The organism is Brevibacillus sp. NRRL NRS-603 (assembly GCF_003013445.1).
Taxonomy (GTDB): domain Bacteria; phylum Bacillota; class Bacilli; order Brevibacillales; family Brevibacillaceae; genus Brevibacillus; species Brevibacillus formosus.
In genome coordinates this window covers 1-17,280 of record NZ_PXZN01000027.1, presented here as the reverse complement: position 1 = coordinate 17,280, position 17,280 = coordinate 1, and the positions used below count along the sequence as shown (strand labels likewise).

At 47.1% G+C, this 17,280-nt stretch carries 16 protein-coding genes; 12 read left to right on the top strand and 4 right to left on the bottom strand.

Going from position 1 to position 17,280, the window contains the following annotated elements; genetic code table 11:
- Nucleotides 1–17: 17 nt before the first annotated feature.
- Nucleotides 18–2,147, bottom strand: coding sequence for a multicopper oxidase family protein (locus C7R94_RS20905; RefSeq protein WP_106784313.1), 2,130 nt, complete (start codon nucleotides 2,145–2,147; stop codon nucleotides 18–20).
- A 183-nt stretch (nucleotides 2,148–2,330) separates the two neighbouring features.
- Here C7R94_RS20905 and C7R94_RS20900 point away from each other — a divergent pair, with 183 nt between their 5' ends.
- Together C7R94_RS20900 and C7R94_RS20895 are read left to right on the top strand one after the other, a co-directional pair.
- On the top strand, nucleotides 2,331–3,095 hold the full coding sequence (locus C7R94_RS20900) for a class I SAM-dependent methyltransferase (protein ID WP_106784311.1): 765 nt from the start codon (nucleotides 2,331–2,333) through the stop codon (nucleotides 3,093–3,095).
- 113 nt (nucleotides 3,096–3,208) lie between these two features.
- Entirely contained in the window at nucleotides 3,209–4,933 is a 1,725-nt protein-coding gene (locus C7R94_RS20895) for a methyl-accepting chemotaxis protein (RefSeq protein WP_106784309.1), read from the top strand.
- Nucleotides 4,934–5,253: 320 nt separating this feature from the next.
- Here the strand turns inward: C7R94_RS20895 and C7R94_RS20885 are convergent, their stop codons facing one another.
- The gene (locus C7R94_RS20885) at nucleotides 5,254–6,393 is read right to left on the bottom strand and encodes an ABC transporter permease (RefSeq protein WP_106784306.1); all 1,140 of its coding nucleotides are present in this window, start codon (nucleotides 6,391–6,393) and stop codon (nucleotides 5,254–5,256) included.
- Nucleotides 6,390–7,133, bottom strand: coding sequence for an ABC transporter ATP-binding protein (locus C7R94_RS20880; RefSeq protein WP_106784304.1), 744 nt, complete (start codon nucleotides 7,131–7,133; stop codon nucleotides 6,390–6,392). The genes C7R94_RS20885 and C7R94_RS20880 overlap by 4 nt, the downstream gene beginning before the upstream one ends.
- Before the next feature lie 218 nt (nucleotides 7,134–7,351).
- Here C7R94_RS20880 and C7R94_RS20875 point away from each other — a divergent pair, with 218 nt between their 5' ends.
- The 6 genes from C7R94_RS20875 to C7R94_RS20850 all read left to right on the top strand — a co-directional run bounded on the left by C7R94_RS20875 (nucleotide 7,352) and on the right by C7R94_RS20850 (nucleotide 12,046).
- Nucleotides 7,352–7,771 (top strand): hypothetical protein, encoded by a 420-nt coding sequence (locus C7R94_RS20875; RefSeq protein ID WP_047073346.1) that lies wholly within the window; start codon nucleotides 7,352–7,354, stop codon nucleotides 7,769–7,771.
- A gap of 109 nt (nucleotides 7,772–7,880) precedes the next feature.
- Entirely contained in the window at nucleotides 7,881–8,525 is a 645-nt protein-coding gene (locus tag C7R94_RS20870) for a SurA N-terminal domain-containing protein (RefSeq protein ID WP_106784302.1), read from the top strand.
- Nucleotides 8,526–8,666: 141 nt separating this feature from the next.
- Complete coding sequence (locus C7R94_RS20865) at nucleotides 8,667–10,175, top strand: spore germination protein (RefSeq protein WP_106784300.1); 1,509 nt, start codon at nucleotides 8,667–8,669, stop codon at nucleotides 10,173–10,175.
- A 35-nt stretch (nucleotides 10,176–10,210) separates the two neighbouring features.
- Nucleotides 10,211–11,392: a Ger(x)C family spore germination protein gene (locus C7R94_RS20860; RefSeq protein WP_106784297.1), complete on the top strand. Its 1,182-nt coding sequence runs from the start codon at nucleotides 10,211–10,213 to the stop codon at nucleotides 11,390–11,392.
- 28 nt (nucleotides 11,393–11,420) lie between these two features.
- A complete protein-coding gene (locus tag C7R94_RS20855) occupies nucleotides 11,421–11,648 on the top strand; it encodes a hypothetical protein (RefSeq protein WP_106784294.1) in 228 nt (75 codons plus the stop codon).
- Nucleotides 11,649–11,695: 47 nt separating this feature from the next.
- Complete coding sequence (locus C7R94_RS20850; protein WP_106784292.1) at nucleotides 11,696–12,046, top strand: DUF2512 family protein; 351 nt, start codon at nucleotides 11,696–11,698, stop codon at nucleotides 12,044–12,046.
- Nucleotides 12,047–12,098: 52 nt separating this feature from the next.
- Here the strand turns inward: C7R94_RS20850 and C7R94_RS20845 are convergent, their stop codons facing one another.
- Nucleotides 12,099–12,935: an oxidoreductase gene (locus C7R94_RS20845; protein WP_106784289.1), complete on the bottom strand. Its 837-nt coding sequence runs from the start codon at nucleotides 12,933–12,935 to the stop codon at nucleotides 12,099–12,101.
- 336 nt (nucleotides 12,936–13,271) lie between these two features.
- On the opposite strand from C7R94_RS20845, the gene coxB reads away from it, so the two are divergent.
- The 4 genes from coxB to C7R94_RS20825 all read left to right on the top strand — a co-directional run bounded on the left by coxB (nucleotide 13,272) and on the right by C7R94_RS20825 (nucleotide 17,163).
- Nucleotides 13,272–14,300, top strand: a complete 1,029-nt coding sequence (gene coxB, locus C7R94_RS20840; protein ID WP_106784287.1) for a cytochrome c oxidase subunit II — start codon at nucleotides 13,272–13,274, stop codon at nucleotides 14,298–14,300.
- A 71-nt stretch (nucleotides 14,301–14,371) separates the two neighbouring features.
- Nucleotides 14,372–16,216: a cytochrome c oxidase subunit I gene (gene ctaD / locus C7R94_RS20835; protein ID WP_047073335.1), complete on the top strand. Its 1,845-nt coding sequence runs from the start codon at nucleotides 14,372–14,374 to the stop codon at nucleotides 16,214–16,216.
- Nucleotides 16,216–16,842, top strand: coding sequence for a cytochrome c oxidase subunit 3 (locus tag C7R94_RS20830; protein WP_047073333.1), 627 nt, complete (start codon nucleotides 16,216–16,218; stop codon nucleotides 16,840–16,842). Before ctaD ends, C7R94_RS20830 begins: the two co-directional genes overlap by 1 nt.
- A 3-nt stretch (nucleotides 16,843–16,845) precedes the next feature.
- Nucleotides 16,846–17,163: a cytochrome C oxidase subunit IV family protein gene (locus C7R94_RS20825; protein ID WP_047073332.1), complete on the top strand. Its 318-nt coding sequence runs from the start codon at nucleotides 16,846–16,848 to the stop codon at nucleotides 17,161–17,163.
- The last annotated feature ends 117 nt before the right edge of the window (nucleotides 17,164–17,280 follow it).

Here is a 17,280-nt window from a genome sequence, read left to right as displayed (position 1 = left end):
GGACGGCTGTTTTCTTTTTAGAGATGCTCTTCATACACGAGTGGAATGGCTATACCAAAAGCAGTTTCATCCTTAGGAAGGGTCTCTTCCATTGATACACCAGGATTATTCGCGCGGAAAGCAACTTCATAGGTTTCACCTGGCGCTACCTGGAGAGTGTCGGTCCACCATGGACTTCCTGTAACTTTTTTGCCGTCCCGGCTCAAGATGAGCATGTGATGGCCGTGCAAATACAGCGATTGATCCTGAAAGCTGCGGTTGACGAAGGTCAGCTTTATGAGATCGCCTTCTTCAAGCATCATCCGTGTATCAGGAAGCCAGTCGCCATTTACAGTCGACAACCGCTCGAATTTACCGTTATAAAACCCGTACTGACCATCAATGAGCAGTTGATATTCCCGATCAAACTGGGAAGAGAGATCAAAAGGAAGGGCAGTCGGACTGCCGTAACGTGCAGGGTCAAAGACGGAAAGCTCTGCGTTTAAGGAGGGCACAGAATCTGTGGACCCGTCTGGACTTAAAAGCAGCCCTTTGTCATGCTGGTTTGCAGCTGGAGCAAATAGCACGGGACGATTCGGCATTGTAAACTGAATGTCGTATCGACCGCCTGCCCCCGGCTGCAAGGCTTGATTGGCAATCAAATTCGGTTCGTTTACCTCGGTTCCGTCAATCGCTACTACCTGAAAAGGAGTTCCTTGCAGCAAATAGGCAACAGGAGCATTTTCGGCGTTTATAAAGCGAAGGCGAACCGTTGTGCCAGGAGCAACTGTTTCGATTTTTCGCGTATCTGAGCCGTTTAACGTCGCGCCTGCTTTTTCGTCATTGTGATGAATCATGGCGATGTCGCGGATGGGTACGTCTGTAGTCGTAGTATCGGCTGCCTCGATCACAAGGGCACCGAATAACCCGTTCACTGCCTGCTCAGGAATTTGCTGATGAGAATGATACCAATACGTTCCTGTTTGTTCTGCGTGAAAACGAAAAACAGATGTTTCTCCTTTGGTAATGCGATCATCGCTAGCGGGAGTCTGCATGCCATGCCAGTGGATGTCTATTCCTTCCGATATATCCTTGTTCAGAAGAGTGATTTCGACGAGCTCACCTTGCTTCATACGGAGCTCAGGTCCGGGATATTTTCCATTCAAGGTCCATGCTTCTACGGTTTTGCCTGATGCTAGACGGATGGTTGTTTTCTGTGCGTTCAGCGAGAACACTCGATCAGGGCTTCCTTGTTTTGGTTTTGTTGATACATCGATACTTCTAGATTTCCCTGTGGAAGGCATCGAATGGGCACTTGCCTTTACAGGGAAAACGAAATCGGGGAGAGCGTGATCGTCCTGATTCTGACCTCCCAAAGATGGATGATCGGGAAGGCGGCTCGCTATCATCGCTTGATTTCCCCAAATCGCCGCAAGTAAAGCAGTCATCAGGACAAACGCAGCAAAACGGATAAAGTGGAGCAGACGGCGCGGCTTTGCCCAGTTTTCCGCAGTGGAGTGGTATTGATGCTGCCACGATTGCTGAATCCAAAGCAGGGAGACCCCGGCTAATAATACACCCCAAGCGAGAAACAAGATGGACGGTTCCAACGTAACAGCAGGAAAAAAGATTTGAAGGAAGAGTGCAATCAGACAGCCCAAGACGGTAGCTTGCAGCGGAACGATCAATTCGGGGCAAGATGCGTCTCCTCGCCACTCTGGATCTAACGTGTCGTCTAGGTCCGGGGAGTTTACTTTTACAGGTGTAAGATTTTTCTCTTGTAACAAAATTCTGGTGTAATCCGTATCTACTTCTGACTGCCTTGACTCTCTGCCCCCTTTCCCGGCCAACTCCCACAGTCGTGGAAAAGTAGAGAGCAGGCAGCAGAGCAATGGAACAAAAATAAAAGGCAAAAAGCCTAGCAGTTTATCCTTTATGTAAAGCCAGCCAAAGGATTCAAACAAAACCCACGTCATCACCAAATGCCCCGCAAATACAAAAAGGGCCGACCATGAAAAACATAAAGTGATGCGAGCACTGTTTATAAAAGCCCGTTTCGTCGGACGGAAAACGAGCTGGTTTGCCATAATTGTCGGGACCAGCATGACGATGAGAAGGACCAGAAACAATCCTTGGTGAATCCCGGCAAGCACTTCAAAATCAGCCATGTTCAGTTCCTCCTGTTTACCTGTTCGATACTAATGATATAGAGAAACGGCTGAGGACCAAACGTACCGGGGCAGTATTTTCCCTCCGCCTTAAGTCGGAGAAGTATATTGGGTAGGACGGGCTCCTCCTGCCTCGTCTGCCTTGGAAGTGAACAGACTGGTATAAACGAGAGGAGAACAGAAATGGAAAATAAGGATTGGATCAAAAGCTTTCAGGAGGAAGTGGAGGCACCATTCGCTGGGTGGGATTTTGCCAGATTGACTGCGACAGGCAGGATGCAGGATGCACCACTTGGCTGGAACTACGTAAATATCGTGAAAAAGAACATGCAAGGGATTCACTCTATGCTGGAAATGGGAACAGGTGGTGGAGAACTGTTTTCTAAGCTTGCGCCGTTCCCTCCGCAGACGTATGCGACAGAAGGCTATGAGCCGAATGTGGCGGTGGCAAAAGCCAATCTGGAGCCCTTGGGTGTTCGTGTGTTTCCGGTAGATGGGGAAGAAATATTGCCATTTGAGGATCAATCACTCGACTTGATTATCAATCGCCATGAAGCTTATTTGCCTTCTGAAATGAAGCGTCTGTTGAAGCCAGGGGGCATATTTGTTACTCAGCAAGTAGGTGGCCAAGACAATCTCGACCTGAACCGATTGCTGGGCGCTCCCATTCCGCCAGATTACTTGCACTGGAATTTGGCCTATGCAGTGAACGAACTGGAGGAAGCCGGTCTTACGATTGTGGAGCAAAGAGAGGAAATGAGCTTTTCCCGTTTCTACGACATAGGTGCTATTGTTTACTACCTAAAGGCTATCGAATGGCAGATTCGCGACTTTACTTTAGAAAAGTATGCCGATGCCTTGCTCGATCTGCATCAGAAAATCGAAGCGGTCGGGTACATCGATATACCTACCCATCGATTCCTCATGATTGCCCAACAAAAGTCCTAATTAAATCACTACCGATTGTCGATAAGACTGGTAGGGAGTGTTTAGGAAAAGCACCCTTTTTGGGTGCTTTTTTTATTCACATATTGTAACCGGCGAAGGAGAAGTGAAACAGGATGAGTAAGAGCTTGGCAACACGGGTCGTTGCTCTTGTAGCGGTGATCATTGCCGTCATGATGGCAATCAATATTATCATGATTTACGAAAACAGCGTAACCACTGTTGAAAAGACACTCTCTCGCTCAAGCATAAACACAGCATTGCATATCTCCCAAGGGCTTGATTCAGAGAAGATAGCGAAATTTATATCTCAGCCACAAGAATCTGACGACTACTGGTCGATCCGAAATTTGTTGCTTGAGTACACCCAAAAAACAGGTGCCCTTTATGTTTATATTCTTCATACAGACGGTGAAAAGGTAAAGATTATGGTGGATGGAACGGAGAAAGGAGCAGAGGGGGCGTCTGCAATCGGTCAAGAGACGACTTCTACCGGCATGGCTGATATTGTTCCTGTTCTGGCAGGCGGATCGAACAGTACGCCAATTGTGAAAGACCCTGTGTACGGGGACTACCTGAGTGCATTCGCACCGATTGAAGATTCATCTGGTCAAGTGATTGCTGTGCTGGGTGTAGATACCGCGGCAGACAAAGTGGAGCTGATTAATGATCAGGTTTTGGATGAAACCATGCCACGCATCATTATCTCTATGATCGTCTTAACGATTATTGCTTTGGTTGCTGTGTTCTTCTTGATCAAAAAGATGCTGCGTCCACTGCAAGTTGTACAAGAGGCGTCTATGCGTATTGCTTCCGGTGATCTCACGTCGACAGAGATTTCTGTTTCCAACAAAAAAGACGAGATTGGCCGAATTGTCGTTGCTTTTGGTAAGATGACGGCACAGCTTCGTCAAATCATTGGCGGAGTAAAAGAGACAACGGAGCGTATCGACAGCATGGCGAATTCCATTCGGGAAGGTGCCAATTCTGTCCGCGAGCAAAACAAAAATATTGTGGTCACCAGCCAAGAGATTGCGCAAGGGAATGAGCAGACTGCAACTGCGATGGAGATGACGGTGCAGACGGTTCAAGAATTCTTGAGCGAGCTGTCCGAATTGAATACAGCGATTGACGAGATGGATGCAGTATCCAATCGCGTGTCTGATATCGGAGAGAGCAGCTACAAAGTATTGCAAGAGTTTTTGGCAGATGGAACAGAGACGAACAAACAATTTCATGAAGTGCAAAATACAATGGCGATTCTCGAAGAAAAATCCAGCCGAATTAACGACGTGATTGAAACGATTCAGCAAATCGCCGGACAAACCAATCTGTTGGCGTTGAATGCAGCCATCGAGAGTGCGCGTGCTGGCGAAGCGGGCAGAGGCTTCGCAGTGGTAGCGGGAGAAGTTCGCAAGCTGGCTGAACAGACGGGTGCGGCAACCCACGTCATTCAGGAGAGCATCAAAGACATTCAAGATCAGGTAAGACAAGCTACGGAAAAGACAAATGCGACGCTGGATCGCTACAATGCGGGTACAGAGCGCTTGGATTCCGTCACGCAAGGTATTACGGCACTGTCTGACATGACGCATACCTTGAAGACTTCGCTTGCGAATGTTATGGCAAGTGTAGAGACGATGAAGCAAGGTCAGAACAAGGTGAATGAATCCGTGTTGACGGTTACTGCCATCTCGGAACAAACAGCAGCAGCCACCGAAGAAGTATCAGCTACGATGCATGAGGTCAGTGGAAACGTTGATCAGTTCGTATCTGAAACGGAGCAGGTGACAGACAGTATTCAGGAGCTGCGCAGCAAGGTGGATATGTTCCGACTGTAGATGAATTACTTTATCAATAATTAAAAAACAGCTCTTCTACTGGCAGGATGTTGCCAAGAAGAGCTGTTTTTTTGTAGCTGTAGTGGAGGGAAGAAGCGCATTTCCAGTCTACGCTTCGGCCTCCGCCCCGCAAGGGGTGAAGACTGTCCGCTCCGGAATAAATAGCGGGAGCGCTTCAAACGTAGAAGTTTCAATGAGGTATTCCATAAGTGAAGCTTAAATTCCCCGCTATTTATTCCAGAGCTGGGTCGGGCTCCAGAGGCGCTTGGACTGGAAATGCGCTTCTTCCACGCGACTTTTTATGTAACGGCAAGCTTACACTACAAAATTCCAATAAGCACTAGAACTACACCGTGCACGCCCAATAGCACCATACGCAGCCAGCTAAAAGCCTGTTTCAACTGACCATCCCGAATCGGAAAGATCGAATACCCGTTGCGCTTTTGCTGGTGGCGCCAGAGGCTGCCGATCTGGCTGGCTGTCATGAAGAGAAAGAGCAGGCCTGCAATGATTTTTGCATAGGGACCGGGCAATATGAAAACGACGAAGCCTGACAGCAGGAGGATTCTGAAATAAATGCCCGCAAAGTCACCAGAGCGAATGAATTTTTTGGTAAACAAATGTTGTCCTGCTGTTGATTGACGGTAAGGCAGCAGCTTCGTCAGGGCAATGAGCCACGAGCGTGACTTCACCTGGTGCTGCATGGCAGGGACATCCCTGAAGTTGTTCACTAACTGATAAAACCGGTGACGCAAGCCACTCTCGATGGCCAGCAGGCGATACCATTGCAGGAAATGTTTTTTCTTATAGGTCAGCATTCGCGAATGGAGCCAGATCAAGAGCGCAGCACAGATCAGAACACCAAATGGAATAGGGCCTACGCGTAAGAATTGTCCTTCACTTAATACCCAAGCGAGGAGGATGTAAGAAAAGACAAATCGAGCGAGTGTATAGAATCCGAACTTCTTCTGATCTGGCAAACGCAAGAACGTCCAATTGCTGTAAATATTCCAGCCCTTCAAGAGCAGGGGAATGCCCCAATAAACCCACAGCTGCACGCCTTGAGCGCCTACGACCCCTGTATACATAGGCATGAGCAGGAGCAGGACGATAAACACCACCATGCTCTGAATGGCAAAATTGTAAACGAGCGCCTTGCGGAAATAGCGATCCAGTCTTACTTCATGCGGAGTCAAAAAAAGCAAATCCGCTTCCAGCAAAAACGTGCGCAGGGGGCTTCTCACCACGACAAAAGCAATCACGAGGGCCATGGCATACGGCAAAGGGAACCAGGGTGGAATCATCGCGATGATGCTGCGGTAGTAGAAGGCGAGCAACCCCATCAAAAAAATTCCAACGAACGCCAAACCGCCATTCGCCATGTACTGGGCATACCGAATGAATTCTACCGAAAAGGCATGGAACCGTTTGCGAAATAATTGATCTACGTCTATTTTCACTGGCCGTCATCCTCTACGATATGCAAGTATATGTCGTCCAAGGAGCTATCTGGGAGCCCTGTCTTATGCCGAAGCTCCTCAAGCGTTCCTTGGGCTCTAATCTCACCTTTGTGCAAAATGATGAATCGGTCACAATGCTTCTCGGCGGTCGCCAAAATATGCGTGGACATCAAAATGCCAGCCCCTTGCTCCTTGCAACGGTTCAACCACGTGAGAAGAGAGCGAATCCCCAGAGGGTCCAGACCCAGGATCGGTTCATCCACGATGTACAGAGGAGGTTGTACGAGCAACGCCATCATGATCATGAGCTTTTGGCGCATCCCTTTGGAAAACTTCTGGGGAAATCGGTCCTTCATTTCCTCCATGCGGAATTCTTTTAAGAGAGGATGTGCCCGTTCATGAAAAACTTCCTGGTCCAGCCCGTGGCTCATGGCCATTAACTCGATATGCTCCCACAGCGTAAGCTCTTCGTAATAAATGGGAGACTCAGGGATATACCCGTAAGACAAACGATAGTTTTCGGGATCTGATTGAAAGGTCTTCCCCGCAATGCTGATTTCGCCTGCGATTGGTTCCAAGAGTCCTAAAATATGCTTGATTGTCGTGCTTTTGCCTGCTCCATTCAGCCCGATTAGCGCCACAATTTCTTTTTCGCGTATGTGAAAGGAGACGTCTTTGATTACAGCGTGGTTGTAAGAGTACCCACCCGTTACCCCTTTTACCTCCAACAAGGTTGTCATGGTATCCTCCTTTATGAATAAACGGTCATGTCCCCGTTTATTTGAGAGAAATGCTAGATAGTCTTCCATCTATTTTAGCTGAATTCAGGATTTGGAAATACATTTGTTTGCCGCCTTTTTTTACACGAGACTGAACAAAGTAGGATAACCGTACAAGCAATGCTCCTCTCCGCTACATAAACAAGGAGTATAAGGGACGGACGGGGGAGGTGGAATCTATGACAGCGGGACCGTATGAAAATCAGAAAGATATAGATCAGCATATACAACGTATCTATATGAAATTAGACAAATTCGACGAACGAATTGATCAGCTTGAGGGACAAATGATAGTCGTCACGAAGTGGTTGGAACGAATTGAACATCGATTGGGACGCATGGAGGATGTGCGTTATGATGTACTGCAAGTTTTGAACAAGCTACAGACTGAGTTAGAAACGAAAGCAGAGAAGACGGAAAAAGACAAAGATATTATCTTGCAATTACTGTCTAACGAAAATCGGGACAAGGAAGCACTCGCTCAGTCTATGGAAGTAGAAAAAGACAGGAAGCAAGAACGATTTTTACAGGTTTGGGCAGTTTTAGGTCCTGTCATCGCCTCCGTTCTCTCCTCTTTTTTTACCCGATTTTTTATGTAGTGCATAATATGTTTAGAATGTGGAAAAGTTGTGTAATACGCTTTCCATTTTTCTACCATAACTTCTTTCTATACTTGGAGGGCAGATTATAGAAAGAGAGGATATCCAAGTGAAGAAGTTTGATCTTTCCATGCTTTCGGTTGCCATATTATTAACGGGGTTAGCTGTTTTAGGTTTTTATCAATCGTGGGCAAAAGGCAATGACCCTGTATTGGTAACGGCTGGCGATACCTCCATTACGCAAAATCAGCTTTACGGTGAAATGAAGAAAACGTACGGAAAACAAACGATACATGAACTCGTTGCGGAAACGTTAATCAAGCAGGAAGCCAAGACGCAAAACGTCGCGGTGACGCAAGAAGATATGAATAAAGAGATTGATTCGATGAAACAACAGGTAGGTTCACCTGAGGCATTCCAAAACTACTTGAAGAGTATGGGAATGACCGAGGCCCAGCTACGGGATAAGTTGAACGTGCTCATGACACGGGATAAGTTGTTGGATAAAGCATTCCCGGTTACCGAGGAGCAAATCAAAACCTACTACGATACAAATAAAGCACAGCTGGGGTCACCGACACCTGAGTTTGATAAAGTCAAAGATCAGATCAAGATGATGCTGACCGACCAAAATCGCAGTCAGAATTACGGTACCTGGTTAAATACGCTTCAGGATAAACACAAAGTAGAATGGCACGACCCTTCCTTTGACGATGCAGCAGTGCCAGGTGATGCACAAACACCTGCTCCATAGTGTAGAACTTATACCAAAGACCTTGTCCTCTTACGAAGAGTGCGAGGTCTTTTTTTGTGAAAACGATCATGACCGTTTTGTTTAGCAATGGGGGCAATCGGAGAAACTGTGTTCATATTGCCGATGTGAGGAGCAATCCGAATGACTCAGATTGGTTGCAGCTTAGACGACAACGTTCACTATATTAAAGAATCGCTCGGTTACAGCAATGACATTGTGATTCGAGAGGTAGTCCTAAATACCCTAGAGCCTGTTCGGGCAGCTGTCTTGTATGCGGATGGCATGGTTGATTCGTATATGGTGCAAGCCGTATTAATCGATAGTCTCTTATATAAAATACGCTTGAAGGAATGGGAAGGGATACGCGAAGACGAGTTCGTTCCCTTTTTAAAAGAATCCGTCCTGACCGTAGGGGATATGGGGGATTTATACGATTTTCCCACATTGTTTACAGCATTGCTGTCTGGCTGTGTGATCATTCTCGTGGATGGCTGCTCGCAAGCAATTCATGTCGGTTTGCAGGAGTGGAAGGATAGAGGAGTCACCGAGCCGTCATCGCAAACCGTTATTCGTGGTCCACGGGAAAGCTTCACGGAGACACTTCGCACGAATATTACGCTGCTGCGTAGACGGATTTCCAGTGAAAAGCTAAGGATGGAAATCAGCAGAATCGGCGAGGAAACCAAGACAGAAGTCGCGATTGTTTATATAAAAGGGATTGTAGAAGAAGGTGTTGTAGAAGAAGTACGTAACAGACTGGATCGAATCAGCATCGATGGCATCTTGGAAAGCGGAATGATTGAGGAGCTGATCCAGGACGAAGCCTACACACCTTTCCCCACCATCTCTAACTCGGAGCGCCCGGATGTGGTCGCCGCAAATCTATTAGAGGGGCGCGTAGCGATTCTTGTAGATGGGACTCCTTTTGTTTTGACCGTGCCCTCACTTTTTGTTGAGTTTTTCCATTCAGCGGAGGACTACTATCAGCGCTTTGATTTTAGTACGTTGATTCGCATGCTGCGATTCGCTTGTTTTTTTATAGCGTTGCTCGCTCCCTCTCTCTATATCGCCATTACGACCTTCCACCAAGAGATGCTCCCGACACAGCTTTTAATCAGCTTGGCAGCACAGCGAGAAGGAGTGCCCTTTCCAGCCTTTATTGAGGCGATCATGATGGAAGTGGCTTTTGAGATATTGCGAGAGGCTGGAATTCGGATGCCACGTGCAGTAGGTCAAGCCATTTCTATCGTGGGAACACTGGTCATCGGACAAGCAGCGGTGGAGGCGGGGATTGTTTCGGCAGCGATGGTTATTGTGGTCTCGATTACCGCAATCTCCAGCTTTATTTTCCCAGCGAGCAACATGTCGATTACCGTGAGGATTCTTCGCTTTCCACTGATGGTTCTGGCTGCTTCTTTTGGCATATACGGAATTATTGTAGGGATCCTTGCGTTAGTGCTGCATTTATGCAGTTTACGCTCGTTTGGCGTACCGTATATGGAATCGTTTGCTCCGTTTTCCTTGAACGAGCAAAGAGACACGATCTTTCGCTTGCCTCGCTGGGCCTTGGACAAACGCCCTGAATCGATCACCAAAAACAATTTGCGCCGCCAATCTAAAGGGATAAAGCCATTGCCGCCGCAGAAGTAAGAGGCTTTCCACAGCATGTAAAGGAGTGGGCACCAGTGAAAGGGATAAAAGTTCTTCTCTGCATCGTACTTGTTGTTATCCTAGCTGGTTGTTGGGATCGAAAAGAACTGAACGATTTGGCGATTGCGGTCGGGATCGGTATTGATAAAGTGCAAGGAGGCTATCAAGTATCGGTTCAAGTAGTAGACCCTGCAGAGGTCGCGGCCAACAAGGGGAAGCCAGGACGTTCGCCTGTTACTCTCTTTACGATGAACGCGCCGACGATTTTGGAGGCTGTGAGGAAAATGACCACGATTTCTCCTCGGAAAATTTATATGGCGCATACGCGAATGCTCATATTTGGTGAGGCGGTTGCGAGAGAGGGGATCGCTCCTGTCGTCGATTTTGTCTCGCGTGACCATGAGTTTCGGACTGACTTTTATATTGCCATCGCTAGAGGAACAACGGCACGCAACATCCTGAGAGTGATCACACCGCTTGAGCAAATTCCTTCTACAGAAATGTTTGCTTCTTTGGAGACATCCTCCAAAGTATGGGCGCCTACCGCAGCAGTTACGATGGATCAATTGATTACTGACTTTACCAGCAAAGGGAAACAAGCGGTTTTGACAGGCGTGCGACTAACAGGACCTGCAAGTGAGGGGGACCAACGAAAAAATGTCGAGCAAATAGATTCGCCCGTGCTGCTTCAATATACAACATTGGCTGCTTTCCGGGGAGACAAGTTGATCAACTGGCTGAGTGAAGCGGACAGCAAAGCCTATAGTTACATTACAGGCAAAGTAAAAAGCACGGTCGGAAGTATGCCTTGCAAGGGGGGAGGACTCTTGACGTTGGAAGTCATGCACGCTAACGCGAAAATCGAGGCTACCATGAAAAATGGCGCGCCTGAAGTCATCGTTCACATCGGTTTGGAAAATGATATTGGCGAAGTGCAATGCAAGCTCGATCTGACAGAGAAGGGAACGATCAAGGAGCTGGAAAAAGAGGCAGAAACATCACTGGAAGCATTGGCGACAAAAGCAATTTCGAATGCCAAGAAACATGGCGTAGACATATATGGATTCGGAGAAGCGATCCACCGAAAATACCCGAAAGTATGGAAGAAGATAGGGAGCAATTGGGAAAAGGAGTTTACCAAGCTGCCAGTACATGTGATCGCCGATGTGAAAATCAGACGTTTAGGAACCATCAATAATGCCTTTGAAGAAAAGTGATTGTGTAACAGGGGCAGGGGGAGTTTGTATGTCGACATTTGCCGTCATCGCTGTATCTATAATGGTTTGTGCGTACGAGCTGCCCAGATTGATTCGAAAGCGGCAGCGCAAAGAGATTGCTGTCTTTCTCGGGTTGCTTTTCATCAGTGTTGGCTTGTACGCAGGAGCCGAAAAAGGCGTTGTCCCTAATCCTATTTATTGGATGGAAATGGTTTACAAGCCGGTATACGAGGGCGTCATGACATGGCTGAAGTAAACGAGGGGCATACTGAGTACACCCCCAGTAAAGGAGAGTAAATAGACGTGGACGGTCTTTTGATGAAGCTGCTCGTTAGTCCGTTATTGGTCGTTTTGGCAGATGCTCTCTTTCCAGAAGTGAATTTCGCTAATCTATATCAGTCTGTCGGAGTCGGATTTGTCTTGGCAGTCGCCGGATATTTTTTGGATAGGGCGATCCTTGTATCAGGGAGTCTTTGGCTTACGACCATGTTTGACTTGATTATCAGCTTTTTGATCGTTTATGGAAGCATTGTGTTTTTGCCGACGGCTCAAATTGCTGCAATCGGGGCCGGTTTTGTTGCGATATTTTTTGGCGTAGCAGAATATATCCAGCATGTTTGGCTGATACGCACAGGACGAACGGAAAGTGTATAGTTGTTAACTGCAAACACACTCCACGGGGTGTGTTTTGTTTATGGATAAATCATTACGATCGCTTTGTCACGATTCGCTCAATCCATGACCACGGAAGCCAATTTTTTGCGGCGATCGTAAGTCCCACTCCTCGGCCAACCGGGTAGCGGAATCGCGGCTTGGGAGTGGTGGCTGCATGGACAATTGTCGAGATGACTGCGTCAGGGGCAGGTGCCTTTTCTATGATCGCTTCTACGTGACGCATCAGTTTCTTCATTTGGGAGGCGTAAGGAGAGTTTTCATTAAGCTGTTGGTCTTGCATTCCTTTCTCCCAGATTGCTGTACGAAAGGAGCCGGGCTCAACAAGGACGACTTGGACCTGAAAGGGTAGCATTTCGAGGCGAAGCGACTCACTGAAGCCCTCGACTGCATGCTTGGATGCAGCATACGGTGATAGACCAGGGAAACCAAATCGCCCACTGATGCTGCTTACGTTAATAATTCGTCCAGCTTGTTGCTGCCGCATATAAGGCAAGACTGCCCGAGTGACGTCGATCAGTCCGAACACATTTACATCAAACTGCTTGCGCCATTCCTCCGAAGTGACTTCCTCGGCAAAGCCGCCCAACGCGTAGCCGGCATTGTTCACCAACAGATCAATGCGCCCATGCTTTGCAATAATGGAGGTGATCGCATCCTGAATTTGTTCCGGATTCGTAACATCGAGGGAAATGATTTCCAGATGGTCAGGATCTATAAGCAAGCTTGCCAATTTGTCAAGAGGGTCTCTTTTTGCTAGATCACGCATAGCAGCAATTACCTGAAAACCAGCCTTGACTAAAGCGACTGATGCGTGCTTACCAAAGCCACTTGAGGTACCAGTGACTAGTGCAATTGGTCTTTTTTGCATGAAATTCTCCTTTTAAATGGATGGTTTGACAGTATTTAACTACAATGTTCACAAAATTGTTCATAAATTTGTTAACAAAATCATAACAAATAGCCTTTGTATTAAGGAAAATTTATGTATACTTAAATGGTTACCACGCTTGGGTAGAAGTGTGCAACACTGCCCCTTACTTTCCTGTTTGTTTCTGGAATGACTGCTAATACTTTTCACGTTTGGGTATTATAGTTGTGAATGGTATTGTATGCGATTTCTTCAAGCAGATAGAAAAGTACGAAAACTTCTAGTTGTAGGCGTGGCTAGAACGTTACCAACACGAAGAAAGAGGGGTTCATTGGTATGAAGGGTTGGCAACAGTATTGGCGTCAGTTTTCCCTGTTTGCTCTGCTGGCGCTAGTGTTAACCGGGTGTGGCAAAGATGAGCTCTCAGCGCTCAAGCCCTCTGGTCCGGTAGCTGCTATGCAGTTTGACCTGATGAAGCTGTCCTCCGCTATCATGATCGGCGTCTTCATTGTCGTAATGGCGATCTTTACGTACGTCCTTATCCGTTATCGTAAGCGTCCCGGACAGCAAGGCATTCCTAAGCAGGTCGAAGGAAATCATGCACTTGAAATTCTTTGGACGGTAATTCCTTTCTTACTCCTTATCATCATGGCGATTCCGACTGTTACTACCGGTTTTGCACTGCACAAGGAGTACCCAAAAGAGGAAGCAGTTCAAGTAAAGGTTACCGCTCACCAATTCTGGTGGGAATTCGAGTATCCTGATCTTGGAGTAGCAACTGCACAAGACTTGGTATTGCCAGTTGGTAAAAAGGTCCAATTCGTATTATCAGCGTCTGATGTTAAGCACGCATTCTGGATTCCTGCATTGGGCGGCAAAATCGATACGAACCCAGGGCAAGAAAACAAAATGTGGCTGCAAGCAGACAAAGCAGGCATTTACTACGGTAAATGTGCGGAGCTCTGTGGAGCGTCCCATGCCTTGATGGACTTCAAGGTAGAAGTAATGGAACAAGCAGATTTTGACACTTGGGTAGCTCGCATGAAGGGCGTTCAGGCAAAAGAACCTGTAACGGCAACTTCTCCACTGGCTGCAGAAGGTCAACAAATCTTCGATAAGAGCTGTTTGGGATGTCACGCTGTGGCAGGAAAAGGCGGTAAGATGGGGCCAAACCTGACTAACTTTGCAGATCGCGAACGCGTAGCAGGTATCAAAGCTCATACGCCTAAAAACATTGCAGATTGGCTGAAAGATCCGCAAAAAATCAAGCCGGGCAACAAAATGCCTAACCTCAACCTCGATGACAACCAAGTGAAAGCGCTTGTAGAGTACATGGAGACATTGAGCGTAAGCGAGAAAAAGTAAAGTAAAACCTCATAAAACTTATTGCATTGACAATCGTCATAGGCAGTGACGCTTAAAAAGGAGGTAAACCCGTGTCTGCACATGCTTCTCATGCACCAAATCGTTCGGGGCTGTGGGATTATCTTACGACAGTGGACCATAAGAAGATTGCGATCCTTTATCTGATTGCTGGTGGAATTTTCTTCTTGGCCGGTGGTTTGGAAGCCCTGCTGATTCGTTTGCAGTTGATGTACCCAGAGATTGAATTCGTTGGTGCCAAGACTTTTAACGAATTAATTACGATGCACGGCACCACGATGATTTTCTTGGCGGTTATGCCGATCATTTTTGCTTTGATGAACGCGATTGTTCCCCTTCAAATCGGTGCACGCGACGTAGCATTCCCGTTTGTTAACGCACTCGGATTCTGGCTATTTTTCTTCGGGGGAGTGCTACTGAACACTAGCTGGTTCTTGGGTGGCGCACCTGATGCTGGTTGGACATCGTATACAACTTTGGCTTTGAATCAATACAGTGGAAGAGGCGTAGACTTCTACGTACTTGGTTTGCAAATTGCCGGTCTCGGAACGCTGATTGGTGGTATTAACTTCCTGGTTACCATCATCAACATGCGTGCTCCAGGTATGACATTCATGCGTATGCCAATGTTCACCTGGGCGTCCTTTATTACATCCGGTTTGATCCTCTTCGCATTCCCTGCGATTACGGTTGGTTTGGTTCTGTTGATGTTTGACCGCTTGTTCGGCGGAAACTTTTTCAACCCTGACGCAGGTGGTAACGTTGTTATCTGGGAGCACTTGTTCTGGATCTTCGGTCACCCCGAAGTATACATTTTGATTCTCCCGGCATTCGGTATCATTTCTGAAGTAGTTTCTACATTCTCAAGAAAGCGCCTGTTCGGTTACAGCTCCATGGTATTTGCAACTGCGCTGATCGGTTTCTTGGGCTTCATGGTGTGGGCTCACCACATGTTCACAACAGGTTTGGGCGCAATTGCCAACACGCTGTTTGGACTTGCAACCATGTTGATTGCTGTTCCTACAGGTATCAAAATCTTTAACTGGCTGTTGACCATGTGGGGCGGTCAAATCCGCTTCCCTACCGCAAACCTGTTTGCAGTAGGATTTATCCCAACGTTTACAATCGGTGGTATGACAGGGGTTATGCTTGCGGTTCCGCCGGCTGACTACCAATACCATGACAGTTATTTTGTAGTTGCTCACTTCCACTACGTAATCGTAGGGGGTCTCGTATTCGGTCTCTTCTCCGGTCTTTACTACTGGTGGCCGAAAATGTTCGGTAAAATGCTGAACGAAACCATTGGTAAATGGAACTTCTGGACGTTCTTCATTGGTTTCCACCTTACCTTCTTCCCGCAACACTTCCTGGGGCTGATGGGGATGCCGCGTCGCGTCTTTACATACCTCAAAGATCAGAACCTGGATATGGGGAACTTTATCAGTACGATTGGTGCATTTGGTATGACGATCGGTACCATCCTATTCGTAATCAACGTATTCGTTGCAGCGAAAAGCTCCAAACGCGCTCCTGCAGATCCATGGGATGGACGTTCACTCGAATGGGCGATTCCTTCGCCGCCGCCGGAGTACAACTTCGTTCAAACGCCTCTCGTTCGCGGTTTGGATGCGTTGTGGGTTGAGAAAATGGCTGGTAACAAAGGCATGACGCCTGCGGAGCCTATTGGCGACATTCACATGCCATCGCCATCGTTCTTGCCATTCCTGATGTCTCTCGGATTGTTCGTGGCAGGCTATGGTTTTATCTACCACAACTATGTGGTTGTAGTCATTGGAATACTCGCTACACTGGCCTGCATGTTCACCCGTTCAGTGAAAGACGATCCAGGTTATCACATTCATGAAGATGAACTCGAAGAGAAAGGGGTAAAGGCTTAATGGCTAACCATCATGCACATGCAGTATTGCCTGACGAACCGGAAAAAGCCACCCTTGAAGGTAAGAATAAGGTTCTTGGCTTCTGGCTCTTCCTCGGTGGAGAGACAGTTCTCTTCGGTTCCTTGTTTGCAACATTTATCGCTCTTCGTGATCAAGCAAATGGTGGACCAACGTCCCAAGCGTTGTTTGACATGAATCTCGTTGCAGTGGCGACACTTCTCTTGCTTACCAGCTCGATGACAAGTGTTATGGCTACACTGGCTCTGCACAAAAAAGACCTCAAGAAGATTCAGCTATGGCTGACTATCACAGTAATACTCGGTCTCGGCTTCCTTGCTTTGGAGATTTACGAGTTTGTACACTATGTGAATGAAGGCTTGAAAATGTCAACAAGTGCATTTTCATCTGCCTTCTATACATTGGTTGGATTCCACGGAGCTCACGTAGCGTTCGGGATTTGCTGGATCATCCTTTTGCAACTGTCTGCAACGAAAAAGGGCCTGACGGTAGTAACTGCACCGAAGTTCTACCTGGCAAGTCTGTACTGGCACTTTATCGACGTTGTATGGGTATTCATCTTTACCGTGGTATATCTCATGGGTATGATCGGTGGAAAGGTGGGATAATCTATGGGAGCACAAGCTCATAATGAAGAGGTACGCAAACCGAAAGTCAAACACGATGGTCCGAAAAGACACATTGTTGCTTTCATCGGATCTCTCGTATTGACCGCACTGGCATTCATTGCAGTGGCGTATGAAGCAATTCCATCAGGTTTTACCGTACCATTCATCGTAGCACTGGCCTTTGTTCAAGCGTTCTTCCAGCTGTATGTCTGGATGCATATGGATCAAAAAGGTCATGAGTTTGCACGGATCAGTATTTTTGCAGGATTGTTTGTGATTATGATGGCGATCATCGTCTTTATTTTCTGGGTGTGGATCTAGGAAGTGGAGCGATGCGAGAGGACAGACATTGGGTCTGTCCTCTTTTTTTGTGATTTTGTTTTATTGAGTGGCTGTTGGGGAGGGGAAGAAGCGAATTTCCAGTCTACGCTTCGGCCT